This is a genomic window from Enterobacter sp. 50793107 (genome assembly GCF_001463365.1).
Taxonomy (GTDB): Bacteria; Pseudomonadota; Gammaproteobacteria; order Enterobacterales; family Enterobacteriaceae; genus Enterobacter; species Enterobacter cloacae.
The window spans coordinates 1-22,151 of record NZ_LNII01000078.1 but is presented as its reverse complement, the minus strand read 5'-3'; the positions used below and the strand labels follow the sequence as shown (position 1 = coordinate 22,151).

Annotated in this window: 15 protein-coding genes; 12 read left to right on the top strand and 3 right to left on the bottom strand. The window is 54.1% G+C overall.

Going from position 1 to position 22,151, the window contains the following annotated elements; translation table 11 throughout:
* Positions 1-9: 9 nt before the first annotated feature.
* Positions 10-10,011 carry a contact-dependent inhibition effector 16S rRNA endonuclease gene (gene cdiA / locus APU11_RS11620; protein ID WP_170955163.1) on the top strand — a complete coding sequence of 3,334 codons (10,002 nt, stop codon included), beginning with the start codon at positions 10-12 and terminating at the stop codon, positions 10,009-10,011.
* 2 nt (positions 10,012-10,013) lie between these two features.
* Positions 10,014-10,235 carry a hypothetical protein gene (locus APU11_RS11615; RefSeq protein ID WP_023619976.1) on the top strand — a complete coding sequence of 74 codons (222 nt, stop codon included), beginning with the start codon at positions 10,014-10,016 and terminating at the stop codon, positions 10,233-10,235.
* Between the two features lie 42 nt (positions 10,236-10,277).
* Here APU11_RS11615 and APU11_RS28860 read toward each other — a convergent pair whose 3' ends face one another.
* A complete protein-coding gene (locus tag APU11_RS28860; protein ID WP_072052086.1) occupies positions 10,278-10,364 on the bottom strand; it encodes a SymE family type I addiction module toxin in 87 nt (28 codons plus the stop codon).
* 195 nt (positions 10,365-10,559) lie between these two features.
* On the opposite strand from APU11_RS28860, the gene APU11_RS11610 reads away from it, so the two are divergent.
* From APU11_RS11610 to APU11_RS11565, 10 genes are all read left to right on the top strand, one after another.
* The gene (locus APU11_RS11610) at positions 10,560-11,084 is read left to right on the top strand and encodes a hypothetical protein (RefSeq protein ID WP_023619975.1); all 525 of its coding nucleotides are present in this window, start codon (positions 10,560-10,562) and stop codon (positions 11,082-11,084) included.
* Positions 11,085-11,245: 161 nt separating this feature from the next.
* Entirely contained in the window at positions 11,246-11,494 is a 249-nt protein-coding gene (locus APU11_RS27985; RefSeq protein WP_072052087.1) for a DUF4258 domain-containing protein, read from the top strand.
* Entirely contained in the window at positions 11,491-11,757 is a 267-nt protein-coding gene (locus APU11_RS11605) for a hypothetical protein (protein WP_058651390.1), read from the top strand. The genes APU11_RS27985 and APU11_RS11605 overlap by 4 nt, the downstream gene beginning before the upstream one ends.
* Positions 11,758-12,488: 731 nt before the next feature.
* The gene (locus APU11_RS11595; RefSeq protein WP_058651388.1) at positions 12,489-13,166 is read left to right on the top strand and encodes a hypothetical protein; all 678 of its coding nucleotides are present in this window, start codon (positions 12,489-12,491) and stop codon (positions 13,164-13,166) included.
* 356 nt (positions 13,167-13,522) lie between these two features.
* Positions 13,523-13,882: a hypothetical protein gene (locus APU11_RS11590; RefSeq protein WP_230963070.1), complete on the top strand. Its 360-nt coding sequence runs from the start codon at positions 13,523-13,525 to the stop codon at positions 13,880-13,882.
* Positions 13,883-14,105: 223 nt separating this feature from the next.
* Positions 14,106-14,735: a response regulator transcription factor gene (locus tag APU11_RS11585; RefSeq protein WP_058651386.1), complete on the top strand. Its 630-nt coding sequence runs from the start codon at positions 14,106-14,108 to the stop codon at positions 14,733-14,735.
* Positions 14,732-17,920, top strand: coding sequence for a transporter substrate-binding domain-containing protein (locus APU11_RS11580; protein ID WP_058651385.1), 3,189 nt, complete (start codon positions 14,732-14,734; stop codon positions 17,918-17,920). Before APU11_RS11585 ends, APU11_RS11580 begins: the two co-directional genes overlap by 4 nt.
* A gap of 62 nt (positions 17,921-17,982) precedes the next feature.
* On the top strand, positions 17,983-18,411 hold the full coding sequence (locus tag APU11_RS11575; RefSeq protein ID WP_014833354.1) for a DUF1090 domain-containing protein: 429 nt from the start codon (positions 17,983-17,985) through the stop codon (positions 18,409-18,411).
* Positions 18,412-18,474: 63 nt separating this feature from the next.
* Positions 18,475-20,589 (top strand): fimbria/pilus outer membrane usher protein, encoded by a 2,115-nt coding sequence (locus tag APU11_RS11570; protein ID WP_230963115.1) that lies wholly within the window; start codon positions 18,475-18,477, stop codon positions 20,587-20,589.
* A 137-nt stretch (positions 20,590-20,726) separates the two neighbouring features.
* The gene (locus APU11_RS11565) at positions 20,727-21,410 is read left to right on the top strand and encodes an outer membrane beta-barrel protein (RefSeq protein ID WP_060578502.1); all 684 of its coding nucleotides are present in this window, start codon (positions 20,727-20,729) and stop codon (positions 21,408-21,410) included.
* Between the two features lie 248 nt (positions 21,411-21,658).
* On the opposite strand, the gene APU11_RS28380 is transcribed toward APU11_RS11565, so the two are convergent.
* Together APU11_RS28380 and APU11_RS26795 are read right to left on the bottom strand one after the other, a co-directional pair.
* Positions 21,659-21,979 (bottom strand): hypothetical protein, encoded by a 321-nt coding sequence (locus tag APU11_RS28380; protein ID WP_131729161.1) that lies wholly within the window; start codon positions 21,977-21,979, stop codon positions 21,659-21,661.
* Between the two features lie 63 nt (positions 21,980-22,042).
* A partial coding sequence (locus APU11_RS26795; RefSeq protein ID WP_131729156.1) for an IS3 family transposase occupies positions 22,043-22,151 on the bottom strand: 109 nt, incomplete at its 5' end.

Below are 22,151 nucleotides of genomic sequence, written 5' to 3'. Positions count from 1 at the left end.
GGGACAGGGATGATGAAACAGGATCAGGTTCGTTTTTCACAGCGCGCGCTGAGCGTGTTACTGAGCGTTCTGCTGGCAACGCAGCCGCTGTTACCTGCGGTGGCGGCATCCATCACCCCGTCCGGCAATACGCAGATGGATAAGGCGGCCAACGGCGTGCCGGTGGTGAACATCGCCACGCCGAACCAGTCCGGTATTTCCCATAACAAATACAACGACTACAACGTCGGGAAAGAGGGGCTGATCCTCAATAACGCGACCGGGCAGCTTAACCAGACTCAGCTTGGCGGGCTTATCCAGAATAACCCCAACCTGAAGGCCGGGCAGGAAGCCAAAGGCATCATCAACGAAGTCACCGGCGCTAACCGCTCAAATTTGCAGGGCTATACCGAAGTGGCCGGCAAGGCGGCGAACGTCATCGTGGCGAATCCCTACGGTATCACCTGTAACGGCTGCGGATTTATCAACACGCCGAATGTGACCCTCACCACAGGTAAACCGGTGCTTGATGCCAGCGGTAAGCTGCAATCTCTTGATGTAACCCAGGGGGCGGTCACCATCGAGGGCGCGGGCCTCAATGGCTCGCAGAGCGATGCGGTGTCGATCATCTCCCGTGCGACGGAGATCAACGCGCAACTGCATGCGAAAGATTTACGTGTCGTTGCAGGGGCGAACCGCGTAGCGGCGGATGGCAGCGTCAGTGCGTTAAAAGGTGAAGGTACAGCCCCGAAGGTCGCGGTAGACACCGGTGCGATGGGCGGCATGTACGCTAACCGGATCCGTCTGGTCTCCAGTGAAACGGGGGTAGGCGTAAACCTGGGCAACCTTAACGCGCGACAGGGGGATATTGCGCTCAGCAGCGCGGGAAAAGTGGTGCTGAAAAACACCCTTGCCAGCGGCAGCACCACGGTCAGCGCAGCGGACGTAACGTTACGCGGGGACCATAAAGCGGGTGGCAACGTCACGGTCTCCGGCCAGACGGCGCTGACGCTTGACCAGGCTCACGTTGCCGCCGATAACAACCTTCAGTTAACAACCCGCGGCACGCTGACGCAAAACGGCGGTGCGTTCACGGCGGCAAATGACGCTACGCTTGCCGCGACCACCCTGATCCAGAGCGTAGATGCCCAGGCAAGCGCGGGTCGTCATCTTGCCGTAAATGCTGAGAAAAACGCGGCGCTTAACGGTTCTGTTGTGGCGGGGCAGCAACTGTCGGTTAAGGGTGGCGAACTGGTGCAGCAGGGAAATCTCAGTGCTTCCGAGATTGCCCTCAACGCGCAGACGTTGACCCAAGAGAGCCGCAGCACAACAAATGCCAGCGGGAATATCACGCTCACCACGTCTGGCCACAGCCAACTGAAAGGCAGCACAACCGCCGGACAATCTCTCGCCGTCAGCGCGGGCAGCCTCGCTAACCATGGCGCATTAGCCGCCGTGGCGGATACCCGGATAAACACCGGTATATTCAGCAATACCGGCACCGTTCAGGGCAACAGTCTTACCGTCTCCGGGACGGATATCACCAGCTCCGGCGCGCTGAAGAGCGCCTCCACGCTGGATATCCGCGCAGACAATGCCACGATTTCCGGTGAGACCGGCGCGAAAGGGAAAACCACCGTAACCGCCAGCGGCAATCTGAACAACAGCGGCACGCTTATCAGCGATGACACGCTAACGCTGAACGCGGCGCAAATCGTCAACAGCGGTACGCTTTCCGGTGTCCGGGGGCTCACCACCTCAGGGAAGACGTTCACCGCCAGCGCAACGTCAGTGACCCACAGCGACGGGGATGTGGCGCTGAACAACACCGATACCACGCTTGCTGGTGAAACCAGTGCCGGTGGCGCCGTTACCGTGCAGGGCCGCAGCCTCAACACCACGGCCACGGCACAGACACAGGGCAACAGCGTCGGCGTGGCCGTGCAAAACGCAAAACTTGAAGGAACTCAGGCTGCCAAAGGCAACATGACGTTGAAGGCTGACAGCAGTCTCAACCACACGGGGAAATCATCAGCTTCAGGGCTTAAGGTTGAAACCGGCCATCTCAGCAACAGTGGAACCCTGACGGCCTCCGCGCTTGTAATCGACAGTCCTGAGGTCATTAACGGTGGTCTGATCCACGCCGGACAAACGCTGTCGCTGGTTACCCGTCTGCTGGATAACCGCAGCAGCGGCGTGCTGTACAGCCCGTCGGCACTGTCACTTTCCCTCTCTGAACTGAACAACGCCGGTATTATCACCAGCGACGCGGCGCTTTCCCTCTCTGGTTCAAATCTGACCAACAGCGGCGAGCTGAGCGGGACTTCACTGGCAATTGATTACGAGACGCTGAAGAACAGCGCGGAGGGGATGTTGCTGGCTCAAGGTGCAAACCGCATCACGGCACAGTCGGTGTCCAGTGCGGGCAGCATGGTGGGCAACACCCTGACGCTGAATGCCGATCGCCTGGAAAGTGCCGGTCTGTTACAGGGCGATAGCGCATTATCACTGACCGCCGGAATCCTGAATTTACTGACAGGCTCCCGCACGCTGACGGGCGGAGCGCTCGGCCTTTCAGGTACCACGCTGACTACCGCAGGGCAGCTCCAGGGACAGGATGTCAGCATCCGTTCCCACGACTGGACTAACCGCGGAAGTTCCCTCGCGACCGGCTCACTTGACGTTACGACCGCTGGAACGCTCAGCAATACCGGCGAACTGATGAGCCAGGGCAACGGGACGCTGAATGCGGTCACTACCGTTAACAGCGGCAATATGTTGTCGGCCGGTGACCTTTCGCTTAACGGAAAGACGCTGCGCAACAGCGGTACGCTTCAGGGGAATCGCGTCACCGCGCATCAGGACACCATCACGAACAGCGGAACGCTGACCGGGATTGCCGCCCTGACGCTGGCCGCCCGCCTGGAGATGGCGGCGCCATTACTGACGCTGGTAAATGACGCGTCGGGATCGTTACTGACTGCGGGCGAGTTGTCCGTGACTGGCGGCGATCTGCGTAACGCAGGGCAATGGCAGGGGAAACGGGTACTTATTCATGCGCAGGCGCTTACGAACGGCGGTGCGATCCAGGCAGAAAATTTACTGGATGCGCAAATCGACAGCACCCTTACCGGGACAGCGGGCAGCAAAATCACCTCCAATGGAGAACTGGCGCTCTCAGCACTGACGCTGGCAAACAGCGGGCAGTGGATTGCAAAACACCTCACGCTGGGGGCCAGTACCCTGAACAACAGCGGTGAGATCACCGGCGTTGTTGCGCTTTCGGTCGCCCTTACGCAGCTGAATAACCAGGCCGGAGGAAAACTGCTCAGCGCAGGCGCGCTGACGCTTGATGTGGAAAATGCAACGAACGCCGGGCAAATCCAGGGGAAAGCGACCACGGTTACCGCCGGTCAACTCATTAACAGCGGACGGCTTCAGGGAGAAGCGCTGACGCTGAATGCCTCGGGCGCGCTGAACAATACCGCCAGCGGTGTGCTGCTGAGCGAGAATGCGCTGACTGTATCGACAGCCACGCTGAACAATCAGGGCACGCTGCAGGGCGGTGGGGAATCTTCGGTGAAGGCCACCACCCGCGTACAGAACGACGGCAAAATGCTCTCCGGCGGCAAACTCACACTGACCGCACCGGAACTGGCGAACAGCAGCAGCGGGCTGGTTCAGGCGGTGAGGTTGCTGCTGGATGTGGTGAAAGCCGTGAATGGCGGAAATGTCCTCGCAACGACACGCGCAGAACTGCGCGGCAGCTCGCTTGATAACAGCGGCACACTCCAGGGCGCTGATTTGCAGGCAAATTACCAGAGCGTTACCAACAGCGGAACGGTATTAGGCACCACTTCGCTTACGATAAACGGTGACGCTCTTGATAATACCGAGAGCGGTAAGCTCTACAGCGGGGATAAGCTGCTGCTCGACGTGCGTAATTACAGCGGCCGTGGTGATGTGGTTTCTCTGGGCGACACCACGCTGAAACTGGTTAACGCGCTCGTTAACACCGGCACCCTGGCGGCAAGTAAAACGCTGTCTGTCTCATCGCAGAATGCCATGACGAACAGCGGCGTAATGCAGGGCAATGCCATTGCCCTCAGTGCTGGCGGAGCGTTCACGAACAACGGTACGCTCACCACCGGGAACGGTAGCAGTACCTTCAACGCGCAGAGCCTGTTGCTCAATGCGTCCGGCTCGCTTCAGGCAGGCGGAGATGTGCAGCTTACCTCACGTGAAAATATCACCGTCAACGGTTTCACCGGTACAGCGGGCAGTCTGACGATGACGGCCGCCGGTACGCTGCTGAACACGGCGCTGATTTATGCGGGCAATAATATCTCTCTGTTTGCTGCACGTATCCACAACATATACGGCGATATTCTTGCGGATAACAGCCTCTGGATGCAGAAGAATGCAGTCGGGGAGGCAAACGCTGAAGTTGTTAACCGCTCCGGTACGATTGAGACCACACGCGGTGATATCACCGTTAATACCGGCCATTTACTCAATGAAGCCGATGGCCTGACTGTCAGCCAGTCTGAACGGGAATACCCGGATGCCATTCCTGCCGCAGATGAACACTACTTTAGTTATGATCTCAACGGCAGACGTTCGGATTTTGTCCTCCTTCTTGAAGACTGGAAAAACGATGGCAGTAAGGTTGTGTATGACTGGTATGAGCAGTGCCTTGGGAGTGGTGCTAATGGCAGTGGTCAGTGCAGGGACAGGGTTGATTATCGCCTCACAGGGGAGGACATCCGGCAGTTCCTGCTGAGTGAGTCTGTGGTTTCCGTATCCGCCACTGGCAGTTCAGCCCGAATTGCTGCCGGACGCGATATTACGATTAATGCCGGAACGCTGGATAACCGTGCCAGCCATATTCTTGCTGGCCGTAATGCCGTTCTTGCTGGGGGAACACTGAATAACCTTTCTGCGGAAGGTGGACGCCGCGTTACGTACGTTCAGGCTGAATACCGTTGCGAGTGGTTTTACCGGGACTGCAGCGATAGCAAATGGGAGCCTCTGACACAATATCCGGACGGAAGTTGGGGCTGGTTTGATGAGGACTACGGCTGGTATGGCTGGGTGCCTTATATCCTCGGTGAACGCACAACCGAATTTGTGGCTGATGGCGGTGTATACCGCTCAGTCATCAGTGCTGGCGGTAACGTTAGCGCAAACTTTACGAGTGATATCAGCAATACTAACGTCACCGCAAATTCGGGTGAGTTCAGTAATACGATTGATGCCCCAACGCTGAATACGCTCTCGCCTGAAGCTATTGGTAAGGGCCTTAACAGTGAATCACTGGCACAAGGTGGCAGTGCGGACATTCGTTTCCCTGAACAACTGGGCAATATCACTGACGCCCTGAAAGATATCTCCGGCGGTTCATCGCTCTCCGACCAAAACGGCAGCAGCGGTAACTATCCACTGCCGTCCGGCAACAACGGCTATTTTGTTCCATCCACCGATCCCGATAGCCCGTATCTGATTACGGTGAACCCGAAGCTCGATGAACTCGGCAACATGGACGACAGCCTGTTTAATGGACTGTATGACCTGCTTGGCATAACACCCGGTGCCACACCGCGTGAAACCAACAGCGCGTATACCGATCGGAACCAGTTCCTTGGCTCGTCCTATTTCCTGGACAGGCTCGGCCTGAACCCGGATCGCGACTACCGGTTCCTCGGCGACGCGGCGTTTGATACCCGTTACGTCAGCAACGCGATTCTGAACCAGACCGGTAGCCGCTATATCAATGGCATCGGCTCCGATCTCGATCAGATGCGCTACCTGATGGACAGCGCCGCAGAGCAACAAAAAACGCTGGGGCTGAAATTCGGCGTGGCGCTTACGGCTGAGCAGGTTGCCGCGCTCGATAAAAGCATGCTCTGGTGGGAGTCAGCGACCATCAATGGTCAGACGGTGATGATCCCGAAAGTCTACCTGTCGCCGAAGGATGTCACCGTTCACAGCGGCAGCGTGATTAGCGGCAATAACGTCCAGCTGGCGGGCGGTAACGTCATTAACAGCGGCAGTACAATTGCGGCGCAGAATGGGCTCTCAATCGACAGCAGCAACAGCCTGAGCAACCTCAACGCCGGGCTGCTGAGCGCAGGTGGCGGGCTGAACCTGAGCGCGCTGGGGGATATCAATAACATCGGATCCACCATCAGCGGCAAAACGGTAGGGCTGGAGAGCGTCGCGGGCAGCATTAACAACATCACCCGCGCACAGCAGTGGAATGTCGATGCGGGAAATGTGCATTTCAGTGGCACCGATGTCGGCAAGACGGCCTCCATCACCGCCACCGACGGGCTGACGATGCGCGCCGGACAGGATATCAACGTGACCGGCGCAAACGTGTCGGCGGGTGGCAGCCTGGGAATGGCGGCGGGGAATGATATCAACATCACCGCCAACGAGATTGTGACCAGCGAAGGACGCGCCGGGCGCAACCGCGCGACCACGGAGACGGCGTCCGTCACACATCAGGGCAGCACCCTGAGCGCGGGCGATGACCTCACCCTGCAGGCAGGTAACGATGTGAATGCCCGTGCGGCAGCGATAGCGGCGGAAGGCGATGTGGGCATTCAGGCCGGTCGGGATGTGAACCTGCTGGCGGAAGCGTCGATGGAACGCTCCAGCAGCCAGGCGAAGAAAAAAACCGCCATTGACGAATCTGTTCGTCAGCAGGGTACGGAGATTGCCAGCGGGGGGAATACGGTGATCCTCGCAGGGCGCGACGTAACCGCGCAGGCAGCTGACGTGACAGCGCAGGGCGATATCGGCGTGGCGGCAGGCCGCGACGTAAATCTGACGACGGCGACGGAGAGCGATTACCGCTATCGGGAACAAACTAAAACCAGTAGCGGCTTCCTGAGCAAAAAGACCACCCACACCATCGAGGAAGAGAGCGCGACACGGGAGAAAGGCTCGCTGCTGAGCGGCGATAATGTGACGGTGTCGGCGGGTAACAACCTGCGGGTGTTAGGTTCTGCGGTCGCTGGCGATGGCGATGTGGCCCTTTCCGCAGGCAACAATGTGGACATCGTGGCGGCGACCAACACCGACACGGCCTGGCGCTTTAAGGAGACCAAAAAGTCCGGCCTGATGGGCACGGGCGGCATTGGCTTCACCATCGGCAGCAGCAAGTCCACCCACGATCTTCGCGAGCAGGGTACCACCCAGAGCGAGAGCTTCAGCACCGTCGGCTCGACGGGCGGCAACGTCAGCATTACAGCGGGCAAACAGGCGCATATCGGTGGGGCAGATATCATCGCACAGAAGGATATCAGCCTGACCGGTGACAGCGTGGTGATTGAGCCGGGGCATGACAAACGCACCCGCGATGAGAAATTTGAGCAGAAGAGCAGCGGGCTGACGGTGGCGCTGTCCGGGGCGGCGGGGAGTGCGGTGAATAACGCGGTCACCACGGCCCAGAGCGCGAAGCAGAGCAGCGACTCACGTCTGGCGGCACTGCAGGGTACGCAGGCGGCGCTGTCAGGCGTACAGGCCGGACAGGCCGTGGCGCTGGACCAGGTGAAGGGCGACTCTGACAAACGCAATAACAACACCATCGGCGTCAGCGCGTCGATTGGGTCACAGTCGTCCAAATCCTCATCGCACATGGAGAGCGAAACAACCACGGGCAGCTCCCTGAGTGCAGGCAATAACGTCACGATAAAAGCCACCGGAAGCGACATCACCGTGGCGGGAAGCCAGATTAAGGCCGGGAAGGACGTGACGCTTGATGCAGCACGGGACGTCAACCTGATTGCCTCGCAGGACACGCAGCAGACAACGGGTAAAAACAGCAGCAGCGGTGGCAGCCTGGGTGTTGGAGTGGGTGTCGGTTCCGGTGGGGCGGGCATCAGCATCTCGGCGAACGCAAACAGCAGCAAGGGGCACGAGAAGGGCAACGGTGTCTGGCAGAACGAGACCACGGTGGATGCGGGTAACCGCGTGACCATCAACACCGGGCGCGACGCGACGATCGCCGGGGCGCAGGTGAGCGGCGAAACCGTGGTGGCGGATATCGGGCGCGACCTGACGATTGCCAGCACCCAGGACAGCGATCACTACAACAGCAAGCAGAACAGCGTCAGCGGCGGTGCGGGTTACACCTTTGGTGCAGGCGGTTTCTCCGGCAGCATCAATGTCAGCCGCGACAAAATGACCAGCGACTACGACTCGGTGCAGGAGCAGAGCGGGCTGTTTGCAGGCAGCGGCGGGTTTGACGTGACGGTGGGCAACCATACGCAGCTCGACGGCGGGGTGATTGCCTCCACGGCGACGGCGGATAAAAACCGTCTAGATACGGGCACGCTGGGCTTTAGCGATATCCACAACCAGGCGGATTTTAAGACGGAGCATCAGGGCGCGGGTATCAGTTCGGGCGGCAGCATCGGCAAGCAGTTTGCCGGGAATATGGCGAACGCTCTGCTGGCCGGAGGCGGTAACAGCGGTCACGCGGAAGGGACAACACAGGCGGCGGTGAGCGAAGGGACGCTCATCATCCGCGATAAGGAGAACCAGAAGCAGGATGTGGCTGACCTGAGCCGCGATGCGGAGCATGCGAACGGCAGCATCAGCCCGATATTTGACAAGGAGAAGGAGCAGCAGCGCCTGCAGGAAGTGCAGTTGATTGGTGAGATTGGCTCGCAGGTGGTGGATATTGCGAACACGCAGGGGGAAATAAACGGGCTGAACGCAGGCAGAAAACAGCTTGCAGATAAAGGGATAACCGAGCCGGGGGCGGATGCCAGCGACGAGGTTAAAGCCGCATATCAGAATGCCCTGCGCGAGACCGATGCATATAAGACCACGACGGCAAAATACGGGACGGGTAGCGACCTGCAGAGGGGTATCCAGGCGGCGACGGCCGCGCTTCAGGGGCTGGCGGGTAGCGACCTGACTGCAGCACTGGCGGGGGCATCCGCGCCGGAGCTGGCGTATCGTATTGGTCACGGCATGGGGATCGATGACAATACGGCAGCGAAAACCATTGCGCATGCCATCCTGGGCGGTGCGGTTGCGGCGCTGCAGGGGAACAATGCAGCAGCGGGGGCTGCGGGCGCGGCGACGGGAGAGCTTGCGGCGAACGCGATAGCGGGTATGCTGTATCCGGGTAAAGCGGTCAGCGACCTGAGCGAGGAGCAGAAGCAGACGGTCAGTGCACTGGCAACGATATCGGCCGGGATGGCTGGCGGGCTTGCTGGAGACAGCACGGCGTCGGCGATGGCGGGGGGGCAGGCCGGGAAGAACTCGTCTGAGAATAATCTTCTGGGTGGTAACGAAGATACCCAGACGAAGTTTGTGCAGGAGCATGGCAAGAATATAGCATCCTGTAGCACTGATCCCGGTTCAGCATCCTGTCAAAAAGGCCTGGCGATGAATGATGCGCTGATGGTGGCACTTCCGGCAGGTCTTGGCGGTGGAGTACTGGCAGCAGCAACGCCGGAAATAGCGGCAGCGGCTCAGGCTGCAATACAGGCCTGCGCTGGAAATGTTGTGCTGTGTCTGAACAGCGCCGGAATACAGGTATCAGAAGCTATCGTACCGGGTGGTGTTGGTGCTGGCGGTGCGGTAGGCATCGGTAAGTCGGTAGCGGAGGCGACGGCGGCGAAAGCCGAAGCGTTAGCGGCTAATGCAGCGAAAAATCTCTCATCAGATATTGGAAAAATTAATGCCGGTAAGTTTGGTCAGCTTGAATTAAATTCGCTTTCTAAAACTGGAGCTAATATTGACTCAGCAGCTAAGTCTGGCAATTTCACCGTTGCAGGCAGGGCATTACAAAAACACGGTAGCCGCGAAGGAAGTGCTTATCCTGCTGCTAAAGGCACTCCTGCTCAAATGAATGAGCAGGGGCAGAAAATATTAGATGAGATAGTTAAAGCGCCAGGAGCTTCTGTAAAAGAAGGAAATCGTTTTGGAGGGTTTGATGTCATCGCCCCTGATGGGCGTGGCGCCAGATTCGACCCTCAAGGTAACTTCCGTGGATTTTTGGAGCCTTAATTATGAATAGTAAAGATCGTTTAAAAATAGTAATTGCGAGTGATGTCGATTATGAGAATCTAATAGCTGAGATTTATCTGAATGACGAGTTTATTGCTCTTTTACAACAAGAAAATGGTGTGGATGATCTAAAAGTTGAATTTGCATCTAATATTAATTCAGTAAACTTTGACTGGCTTCAGAATGCGTTAAATGAGGCTAAGAGAAAATTGTTAAATCAGTAAAAGAAGATCCCGCCTTTAGTAGCGGGATCTTCTTTTTACCCGTCAGCCCTTAACCGGCTCGATCACCAGTCGTTCCTGCTCCACGCTGACCGTGACCGGCGTGTCGGTGCTGAACCCTGTCTCTTCCAACTAATGAGGCTTAAGATAAATTGCTGGAATAACAGGTGGTAATGCAAGAGTATGCTCTTTAACATCAAAGGGTAAATGAAAAACAAGGAGAATATCTGTGCTTTTACGACTGAGGATTGCTTTAGCCATTACTGATAGTGGGTACGAAACCCAAAATGGTTCGCCTGAACACTAAAAATAAGGATATTAAACTTTATGAAAAAAATGTTGATTGCATTGTTTATATTTATGACCGTTGGATGCTCATCACCAGGAAAACCTGGTCTGTTTTACGAGTGGACACAATATAAAACAGGGGTGAAAGTTGAAGTTGTCAGTATGCCAAAATGGAAAGGAGGTGTAGATGCCATCCTGCGTTTGCAAGATGAGGGTAAATATGCATCGATGGTTATTTATAATGGTGGAAACGTCGAAAGCCACTTTGGTTACGTGACAAAAGAAAATGTTCAGACATGGATTGATTTGTATCAGGGTTTTTTGACGTGGGAGCCAAAAGATGTAACGCAGAAAGTAAAGTTTACTATTGAAGATAATGTTTCATTATTTGGTAAAAATATATATGAAGTTGAGTATAGTGTAAAAAATAGTCGGAAATTATTCTTAATGAATCATTATAATGCTCACTATTTTATTTTTGATTACACGAATCAAGCTGTCGATGAAGAGAATGTTAAAAGGTTGTTGGATATTTATCTCGGCTTAAGAAATACTTTGAAATAATATCCCACATTCACAGGCCGCAAAAATGACTCTTTATTGAGAATAATTCTCTAAAGAGCGTGATGTGTGCGGAAACCCCTTGGGATTGTCGTGATAACCCGCTGATTGAAGGTGGAGGATCCAGAGGTGCTTACAATCCTACTGGTAGAAATGGTAATCCCATGAATACCAAAGGTTCTAACTCGCCAGCAGCAATTGGAGAGCGAAAATATTCAGCTCATACAGTTGATCGTATGCAAGGGCGCGGTGTTCCGCCTTCAGCAGTAGAAAATACTATTAAGACAGGGAATACTTATTCAACAAAGTCTGGAACTATGGGGTACTACGATGCAACAAACAATCTGCGGGTAATTATTAACTCTAATACAGGAGATGTTGTAACAGTAATTCCAGGAGCACCGACAAAATGAATGATCGCTTTTTATATAACCAAGTTAAGGCTGTTTTATTACATGAGTGGGATCCTTTAGGTATCAGCGACCTCATTGAGGCCGATGATGAATATGATGCATATGTGCAGCCTATCTGTGATATGTTATATGTGGGAAAAGAAATCGAAGACATTTTTCACTATCTACATTGGGTTGCTACTGATTATATGTGCCTGAATGGAAATAGTGATTTAGAGCGTAGAGTTGCCGAAAAGTTATTTTATTTGCCAAAAGTTCACTAAAAAATGAAAGCTCCCGACTGTCGAGGTGGGAGCGTTATCAGTAGTTACGTTTACATACAATGCCCGCTGCTGGCGAGTTGCTAACAATCATTCATGTCGATACTTGGGTTTACATTAAATGGATATAGAAATTAATAGCCCTATAAATATTACTCTTGACGTATGGAGCTTGACGGGAATATTCCCTCCATGAAGTTTAGTGTAACTATTCGGGTAAGGAAATTTTGCTATAGCTGCGAGGTAAACTCTCAGTTCTGGATATAATGTCAGGAGTTTGACAGGTTTATCGATAATATGAAAAGGGGTGATGTAGCAATACTTAAAGATATGAACCATTTATTCGAGTTGCGGGTATTTTCTTCTCAAGGCTGGCTAGAATGGTCATGCGCCAAAGAGGATTTGGAGGGAAATGTTACATCCTTCCAGGGAAAGGAAAAACTAACTGAAGAATCAACGCGCACTATATATGAAGCATTTAGCGACTATCCTAAATGGTGGTAACCAGGAAGCTCCCGGCCTGTATGTCGGGATCTTCTTTTTTAAACTATTAGGCTTTACTCGAAATTCCCGTATCTGCTCTGGATCACTCACAGATTGCCGAAATTTAACGGCAGTGGATATTGCAGTATGCAGGGGAACGCCGAATTAGGCCTGAACTAAGTACGAAAGAGCGGTAAGCGTAAGCAAGCAGAAGGATATTCTCCTTCATTATTTTATCTCAAGGAAAGAAAATGAAAGTAACAACATTCACAGTAACTACTTTACTATTTGTTGTAGCGCTAACGGGTTGTGCCAGCAAAATAAAGCCTGAAACAGTAACCTCTTCCAATGGTAGTTCAATTGAGATTATGGCTGTGTCAGCACAGGCAGATCTTAACAATAATCGTATCGCAGATAATTCACTACGCGTAGTTACTCCGACTCATAACGCTGTAGGAAAAGGGTTGGCCGTTTTGTCTGTGTTGACCGGAAATATAAAACCCAGCAGTTTTGATAAAGAAAATTATAAAGGGGAAATCATCGAGTCGATCAAAAATCCTACTGATACCTATCTTGTTCAAGGTGCAAAGAAAAGTATCAGTAAGTGGATGGACTCCCAATCCAGCGGTTATGTTTATAAAGAACAACTCAATATTGGCCATGCTACCTGGGCATTAATTTTTAAAGATGCTACAGCAACCACTCCCGTTTATCAGTTGAAATATAAGGTGCTTTTCTATAAGAAACCTGAGGGTGGGAATATGTTTTCCGCGTATACTGTAGCTGAATGTTCCCCCGTTCCTGTGGAAGCGAATCTGTCAGAATGGGAACGTGATAATTATAAGAAGGTGACGATTGAAACCCAAAAATATATGGATACGTGTATCATGGAATTAAAGAATCAACTCCCGCGCTTGCTGAAGAAATAGCATTTGTATAAAAACAGTCCCGGTTTTAAAACCGGGATGTTATCTGTATGAAAATTAGCTTTTGATAAAAATAATTATGGGAATGGCGAAGTAGCTTCGGAAAATATTTTTGAACAATATCATTGAATGATCCCTGCCTCCGTGCTGGAAATCCTATATCAATTGTTACATTTACTCTCATTACACGTTGCCGGGCTTGTTAGTAGTTGTCATTCTGATTACCCCGCCCCCTATGCCCGGTTTACCATAAAATTCCTAAAATGTGTAATTTGCCAGCGACATCACTTTATCCTGCTCTGGATTGTACATCTTCCATGTTAAAATACGTAGCAAACAACATTGTTAAAGGACAAACGATGAAAATGAAGCTTTCCCTGTTTTGCGCAAATACAGGTTTAAGTAAAAAGGACTTCCCCTTATGGTCAGATGTTTACGATGCTCTTCATCAGCTCAGGAGGAATACGGGAAGCGTTAATATTGTAGATGTTGATAATCAAAAAACGCTCACCATCCATTCGGATGGTATGCATTTCCTGCTCTCATTAATTGAGGGTAAGGATGATAAAACAAAAATACAAAGTATCCAAACTGCTTGTTTTGAAAGGAAAGAAAGTTCTGTTCCGCCTGTTTTTCTGAGTCATTCTCATGGCCTGATAAGTGATTTCGAGTTTGTGACTGAGGTTTCCAGAACCTTTTTCATCACAGGACAGGTTTAACGTTTTGCTGCATGAAACCAACCCTGTTATATCCGGCATTTAAATTCCAAACCCATTTATTTAAATCATTATGCCTAATGAAAAGTAGGTTGTGGTCGTGTATTTCGTATTTTTTCTGAATTATTCTCAAACCAGACAAACCTTGTCCTGATTCAACACGTGGTAGGCTATGGTCTAAAGCGTGTAATGGAGCCGTTAATGCCTCAGGAAAGAATAAACACCAATGACAAAAATACTGCTTGTGGATGACCATCCGGCAATCTGCTTTGCGCTCAAGGTGCTGCTGGAAAAAAATCCGGATTTTACCGTGACGACATCCTCCGGCGAGAACCTGCTGGCGCTGCTGCATCGGGAACAGCCGTCGCTGCTGATCCTCGATCTGGAACTCAAAAACGCTGACGGGCTGGATCTTCTCCCGCGTATCAAGCACCACTTCCCTGCGCTCAGGGTGCTGGTTTATACCAACCAGCCTGCAGGGATCTACGCACTGCGTACGCTGAAGGCCGGGGCGAGCGGGTTTATCAATAAAAGCCTGGCGCTGGAGCGCGTCGAGCCGGTTTGCCAGCTGCTGCTGGACGGCTATCACTGTTTCCCGGAAGAGACGTTCACGAAAATCGTCGAGGCTACTGAAATACAACATGATAGCCGGGCGCTGCTGGCGAGTTTCTCCGATCGTGAAATCGCGGTGCTGAACTATCTGAAGCAGGGCAAAAGCAACAAGGAGATTGCCGACCGGCTGGCGCTCAGCAACAAAACCATCAGCACCTATAAGGCGCGAATGATGAAAAAAAGCGGCTTTGCGCATTTTGAACAACTTTTCGAACTTATTGATACTTCAGAGCCAGAGACGTGAGAGCCGTTACTTTTATCCTGTTTTTTTGTATTGCCTTTACCGTGTGCGCCACGCAACCGGGGGAATCCCTTCGCCTGCTGGCGCGTAGCCATGAAAAGGTGATCGAGCCGGGACTCAGCGGTAGCGAATGGCGCTGGGTGCGCGAACACCGCAAAATCCGTCTGGCGGTCTGGGAGCCGATGATGCCCCCTTACGACATCACCACCGGGCTGAATGATTACGGTGGTATCAATGCGGATTTCACCGGGCTGGTGGCAGAAAACCTTGGCGTGGAGATCGAGGTGGTGCGTTATCCCACCTATGACGATGCCTTGTCAGCATTGCGGGCAGGCAAGGCGGATTTTATGCCTCAGGCAGGGGATAGCCAGCAACAACAGGGGCTGATGCTGAGTGTGCCCTACAGCGACAACATCCCGGTTGAAGTGGTGAATACCGATGCCTCGCCCGATGAGCCGGTGAAAAGGATCGCCGTTTCGCCTGTCTACAGCAGCAGTGACGTGCTGGCCCGTTATCCGGGGGCTGACATTGTGAATTTCTCCTCCACGCGGCATGCGCTGGAGGCGCTGGCGTTTCGCGAAATCGATCTGTTCTTCAGCGATGCGATCACCGCGCGCTATCTGGCGAGTCAGTCCAATTTAAGCAATCTCAGTATTCGTCCGGTGGCGGACACGTTCGAGGCGTCGGGATTCTCGTTCGCCGCGATGCCAAAGATGGCGGTCTGGATCGCGATCCTCAACAAGATGCTGACGGCGCTGCCGGAGAACGCGGGCGTGGAGATCCACCGTCGCTGGAGCGGGGGGATCCCGCTCTCCCTGAGCGAAGAGCCACCGCGTTACACCTCGCTCGAACATAAATGGATCAAAGAACATTCCCGGATCCGCGTCGCGGTGGCGCAGGATAACGCCCCCATTGCCTTTTTCAACGAGCGCGGGCAGCTGCGCGGCATCCTGGCGGATCTGCTGACCGCGCTTCGCCTGCGTACCGGGTTTACCTTTGAAATCCGCCGTTATCCCAGCCAGGCCGCCGCCTTCAGGGCCATTAATCGCGGAGAGGCCGAGTTGATTGCAGGCGTCACGCAGGAGGGGATCTGGCAGGCGGATCTCCTCACCACCCGAACCTGGTTGTATAACTCCTGGGTTATGGTTGGACGTGCGCTCCCGGGGAAGGAGGCGCTTCAGCCCCGCGTGGTGAGCCTGCGCGGTGAAGCGCCAGATGGCTGGCTTGGCCGACAAAATAGCGGCCAGACGGCGAAGGTCGATACCTGGTGGCAGGGTTTTAACAGCGTGGTGAAGGATAAAAACGACATGATGGTGGTGCCGCTGATCATTGCCAACGCCCAGCTCACCCGCAAAGAATTTGCCTCACTGAAAATTCTTGCCAGCATCGATGCCGAACCGTTGCGCTTTGCCTTTGGCGCATCGCGGCAGGCCTGGCCTCTGATCACCATTCTGAATAAAGCGCTGATCAACATCCCGCCGGAAGATCTCCACGCTCTGACGCGCGGCAGCAATACGGGCAATGCGTTTGCCTCTGTGTCGACGTCGGCGCTGTCGATAACGTGGTTGGTGACGTTCACCGCCGCCGGTCTGGCCTTGCTGGCGCTGGTGGCAGGATGGATCTACCGTCGGCGGCGCATCCAACAGGCGCGCATCCGCAAGCTCATTCAGACGCTGCGTGCGGCGAAACAGCGCGCAGAGCGAGCCCGTCGGGGAAAAAGCGCCTTTCTGGCGACCATGAGCCATGAAATTCGCACGCCCGTCAGCGCCATTATCGGCATGCTGGAGCTGGTGATGAAACGTCCCGACCATGCCCCGCAAAACCCGCAGTCGATACGGGTCGCCTGGGACGCGGCGCAGTCGCTGTTGCTGCTTATCGGGAATATCCTGGATGTGGAGCGTATTGCGTCCGGCCGTCTGGTGCTCCGCCCGGAGCGCGCCTCGCTTCGAAACCTGATTGAAGGAACGGTGTCGCAGTTTGAGGGGCTGGCGGCGCAGAAATCATTGAAGCTGCTGCTGGAAATGGATACCGCCCTGAAAGGGGACGTATTGATCGATGTGATGCGTTTTCGTCAGATCGTCACCAACCTGCTGGGTAACGCCATTAAATTCACCGACCACGGTCAGGTGATGCTGCGGGCGCAGCCGCAATGGCAGAACGGCGAGTTTATGCTGCTGGAGCTGACAATAGCAGACACCGGCGAGGGGATTGATATCGCGACGCAACAGCGTCTGTTCCAGCCTTTTAGTCAGGGGGAGAGCCGTACCCGGGCGCAGGGCAGCGGGCTGGGGCTTTATATCTGCCGCCAGCTCGCGGACATGATGGAAGGGGATCTCACGCTGAATAGCGTGCCGGGTGAGGGGACAACGGTCACGGTGACGCTCAGGCTGCCCGTCATGGCCGCACTGCCAGAGAAAGAGACTAAAGCTTGTGTGCCACCCGGCAAACGCGCAGCGTTGATCATCATGGTGGTAGACGATAATCCGGTCGGGCGGATGCTACTTACCCAGCAGCTTGAGTGGCTGGGGCATGCGGTCACCCAGCACGACAGCCCGGCAAAGCTGCTTGAGAGCCTGGCAATCCGACAGCCGGACGCGGTGATCACCGACTGCAACATGCCCGAGATGAGTGGCTATGCCCTGTCGCGCATCATCAATGAACATTACCCCAGTGTCACGGTGTTTGGCATGACGGCGGACGCGCGTGAATCCGTGCGGGATGAGGCGCGGGAAGCAGGCATGCGCGACTGTATCTTCAAGCCGGTCACGCTGGTTGCGCTGGAAAATCTGCTTGCCCCTCTGGCCCCCTCCGGTAAATCGCCGGTTGCTTCGCCATATTCCATCTCGCTACCCCCAGCACTGCTGGACGGTGAGCATTTGGCAACGTTTCTGGATTTGCAGATGACCGTGCTGGAGGAGACGCTGGGCGATATTGCGCTGTGGCGAAAGGACCCCGGTACACCCTTGAAGGACGCGCTGCACCGACTGCGGGGCGGTATTCAACTGCTCGGTATGACGGCGCTTGAGGCGCGCTGTCTGGAGCAGGAGCAGGCTGCCGACAGCGGCGGCATCCGTCAGCTTGAGGAGGAGATTCAGGCATTAAGGGCTGCATTACAGCGCTGGCGCGAGACGGGACTACAACCGGGCGAGACCGTCCTACAGCAGAATGAGGACGGGCGTACAGCGTAAGCTTCCCGTCCGCCGGGGTACTCTTTTATTCGAGGACGTTCACATATAAAGGAGATATCCCGATGAAAAAACTCGTATCCGCGCTGGCCGTTATTGCTTCTGTTGGTATGTTCACCACCGCCCAGGCGGCAGAAAGCTGCTCTGCCAAAGCCGCGGCACTGGAAAAAGAGATCCGTATCGCCCAGCAGTACGGTAATACCTACAAGGTCAACGGCCTGAAAAAAGCGCTGGCTGAAGTGAAAGCGCACTGCACCCCGGCAAGCGTACAGGCTGACGCGCAAAAAGAGGTGAAGAAGCTGGAGAAGAAACTGGCCGAGAAGCGCGAAGATATTGCCGAGGTTCAGGCCGATCTGCGTGAAGCGAAAGCCAAAGGCGACAGCAAGAAAGTGGCGAAATACCAGCGCAAACTGGCTGAAAAACAGAGCGATCTGAGCAGCATTCAGCAAGAGCTGAGCCGCGCACGCGCCGCGCTTGCCTCCCTGCAGAAATAACGCTTTTTTGTAAAACAGGTGAGGGGGCGTGAGCCTCTTCACCTTTTTGCGCTGCCTGCCATCATGATGCGACTCCGTCTTCTCTGTTTTATGCTGCTGTTCGCCATGGCAGAAAGTCGTGCGGTAAGCCAAAAGACGTGGGTGATCCTCAATAACCTCTATAAAGGGGCGATTTCGTTTGAGGTGTCTGCCTCAGGGCCTTGCCTTAGCCAGCCGCTGATGGAGGAGTGGGGCGTACGTGACGCGGTGCTTGCGCGTCTGGTCTGGGATGCCAAAGGGTGCCTGACACCACAGTCTGCAGAGCAGTTTAACCTCAAATACTGGTATCGCCCGCAGGCGCAACTGCTGACGCTTCTGTTCCCGACAGACGCCATTAGCCCGCAGCAGAACGGCGTCAGCACCAGCCGCTGGGATGATGGCATCAACGCACTGTTTATCAACTATCGTCTGGATGCGGATAACAGCCAGGCGCAGTATGACTGGGAGCGTTCCGGTACTGACGCCACGCTGAGCCTGGACAACGGCCTTAATGCGGGCCCCTGGCGTTTGCGTTATCAAAACACCTTCTGGCGTGAAAAAGAGGGACAACACGGTTCGTACACCAATGCGATGTCGCTCTGGCGCAGCATCACGCCGCTGCGTTCGCGTGTGAGCCTGGGCGACGGCAATACCTCTTCAAATATGTTCGACAGCCTGGCGTTTCGCGGTGCATCACTCGCCAGTGACGAGGCGATGTACCCTGATAGCTGGCGACCCTATTCCCCATGGATCAACGGCTATGCCCGCACAGAGGCGGAAGTCACCATTCACCAGAACGGGGTACGTGTTTACCGTATTCACGTCCCGCCCGGGCCGTTTACCATTCGCGATTTTTATCCACCGGACCCGGACGGCAACCTGGAACTGACGGTGCAGGAGAGCGACGGTACGGAGCGTACCCGCCTGCTGCCTTATTCCAGCATGCCCAATCTGGTGCATCACGGGCTCTTTAGCTACGAACTGGCCGCCGGTCGGTATAAGCCTTTTCACGGTATCGACAGGGACAAGGATCGCTTCTGGCAGAGTACGTTCTCGTGGGGAGTTGCCCCGCAGGTCACCGTGTTTGCCGGGCTTCAGCAAGGGGAGCACTATTTCAGCCAGGTCGCGGGTTTTGGCGCTAACATCGGGCGGTGGGGGGCGTTTTCCGCAGATGTCAGCGCGGCTCGCTATACGCAAGAGGCGGAGACGCAACGGGGCAAGGTGTGGCGTCTGCGCTATGCCAAAGCGTTCTTTACGACCGAAACCAGCCTCACCGCTCAGCTCCAGTGGTATCCACGTAATGAACATTACCGATCGCTGGAAGAAAAAATCACGCGGGCGGAGCTGCTGAGATACGGCTGGGACGATGACGTCACCCGGCGGGCGCTGCGCGGGCAGCTGGAGCTTAACCAGAATCTTGGCGAGGATGCCAGCCTGAGCCTGTCGTGGCACGGGTTGAAGTCACGTGAACCTGACGCAGGCAGCATGGGGATGACGCTGAGCCTGGATGCGACCTTACAGTACGTGGATGTCAGCCTGTACGGCGGTTATGAACGCTACGGTAAAAACCCGGATGAAACCACCGTGGGTTTCAACATCAGTGTGCCTTTATCCCTTTGGGGGACGACGAGTAATGTCGGCTATATCACCGAGCTCGCCAGCCGGGGGGAAGATAGTCATGGAGTGAATGTGTACGGTTCGGCGTTGAGTGATTACAGCCTGCGTTACGATCTGCAGGCGACGCATAACCTACACCGCAATGATGAGTTGTCTGCGAGCCTGGGCTATCAGTACAACGCGGGCGAGCTGAACCTCAGTATGGTACGCGGCGGAGCGCGCCGTGATTATCATGCCGACACCAGCGGCAGCATTCTGGTACACGCAGGCGGCGTGACGCTTGGCCAACAGCTCGGCAGCACCGCTGCGCTGGTGGACGTGCCGGACTCGCCGGGCATTGGCTTCTATAACCAGTTTGGCTCCACAACCAATGCCAGAGGCGAGCTGCTGGTGAGTTACTTAACGCCGTGGCGCGTGAACCGCATTACGGTCGATAGCCTGAGCTTGCCGGAAAACACCGCGCTGGATGTGACGGAACTGGAATCGGTGCCCACCGATGGCGCGATTGTCCTGCTGCGTTTTCCTCAACCGGTAACGGATTGAAATAAAAAGGAACGGTACTAAAAACGAGACAAATCCCTACGTAAAATTACCAGGTAAAACGCGTATTCATCCTAATAGTTTGCCCTTTCGGGACTGCTTATGATTCGTCTCACTGACTGTTTTTCAATGGAGTGTAGATGAAGATGAAAGCACTTTTAATCGCCCTGCCTGTGGCGATGATCCCGGCTACCGTTCTGGCGGCAAATACGGAAGAAGGGTATTACGGTTCGGCAAAATACCTGCAGATTGAACAGCGTGCGAAAGAGATGGATACCAGCGCGCGTCCGGGTGTCGGGCAGTTTGTGGGCGGTAAAGAGAAAGAGCATTTTGGCGGCGCGGCGATTGCCGCAGGCTACCAGTTCGGTAACGGCTGGCGTACCGAAGGTGAATACACCTTTAAACAAAAAACGGAGTACACCAGCGGCTCCAGCACATTCGCGAACAGCTTTAACCACCTGCAGACCGAAACAGAACGTCTGATGCTGAATGTCTACCGTGATTATGAACTCGGTTACGGTGTCTCTGTTTACGGCACCGCAGGGCTTGGCGTGAGCAAGATCAAAGCGGGCGGCTGGCAGGGTAACACCGGACGTGAATACGCCTCGACCACCCAAAGCAACCTGACCTACGCGTTAGGAGCGGGCGTAAGCTACACGCCGGTTGAACGTCTGTATGTCGACCTGGGCTATCGCTATATCGATATGGGTAAGATCGAAAGCGGATATAACAATTTCACTAACGCGCGCGGCTTAAAAGACGAGCAGATGAAAGCGCATATTGTCTCTAACGAATTTACGCTGGGTATGCGTTACGTGTTTTAACCTGTTGTGATCGTCACTGCTTTAAAACAGGGCCAACACCGTGGGAGTGCGGGGTTGGCTTTTTTGGCATTTTGATGCAAGCGATTATGAGTTCCTACCAGAACAACCGAAAATCAATGCATTGTATTATTTATCATTGACATAGATTGCCACTGTTTGCCATTGATTACCCATTATTCGCCATCTCAATCGCCACTTTATCGCCATATGTTTAGTCTTAAAACCATGCAGTTGAGGTTGTTTTTTATTTACCAGCGAAAGAAAAATCCAAATCCCCCGGGTGGCGTAATGTTAGGAACTGAGGCTGAGTTTATCATGCCCCATCCACCGAATCCGAAGCCGTGTGAAATGTTGTTCCTTCCGGTAACCATCGTTTGACCATGACATTTTGTTAACAGTGAGCCATCACTTTCCACTATAAATCCGTCTTGATGTTTATCCAAAAACATCCCTTTCAACACTTCCACTTTGGTATCTGACAGATTCAAATCCAATAAAATCTTCCCCAACCCAGCTCGGATTTTTATATTATTCCCTTCATATTCGTAATCCCATGCTGATGTTGACACTACCAATTCTCCACGCCTTACTGAAAGTAGAACTTGACCCATTTCTGAATCGCCACGGATAATCTAGACACTTCCGAGCCGTTGATAATACTGGTTTTCATATTCTGTCGGTGACATCTGTTCGCTAGAACCATGCCGACGCTTACTGTTATAAAACATTTCGATGTAATCA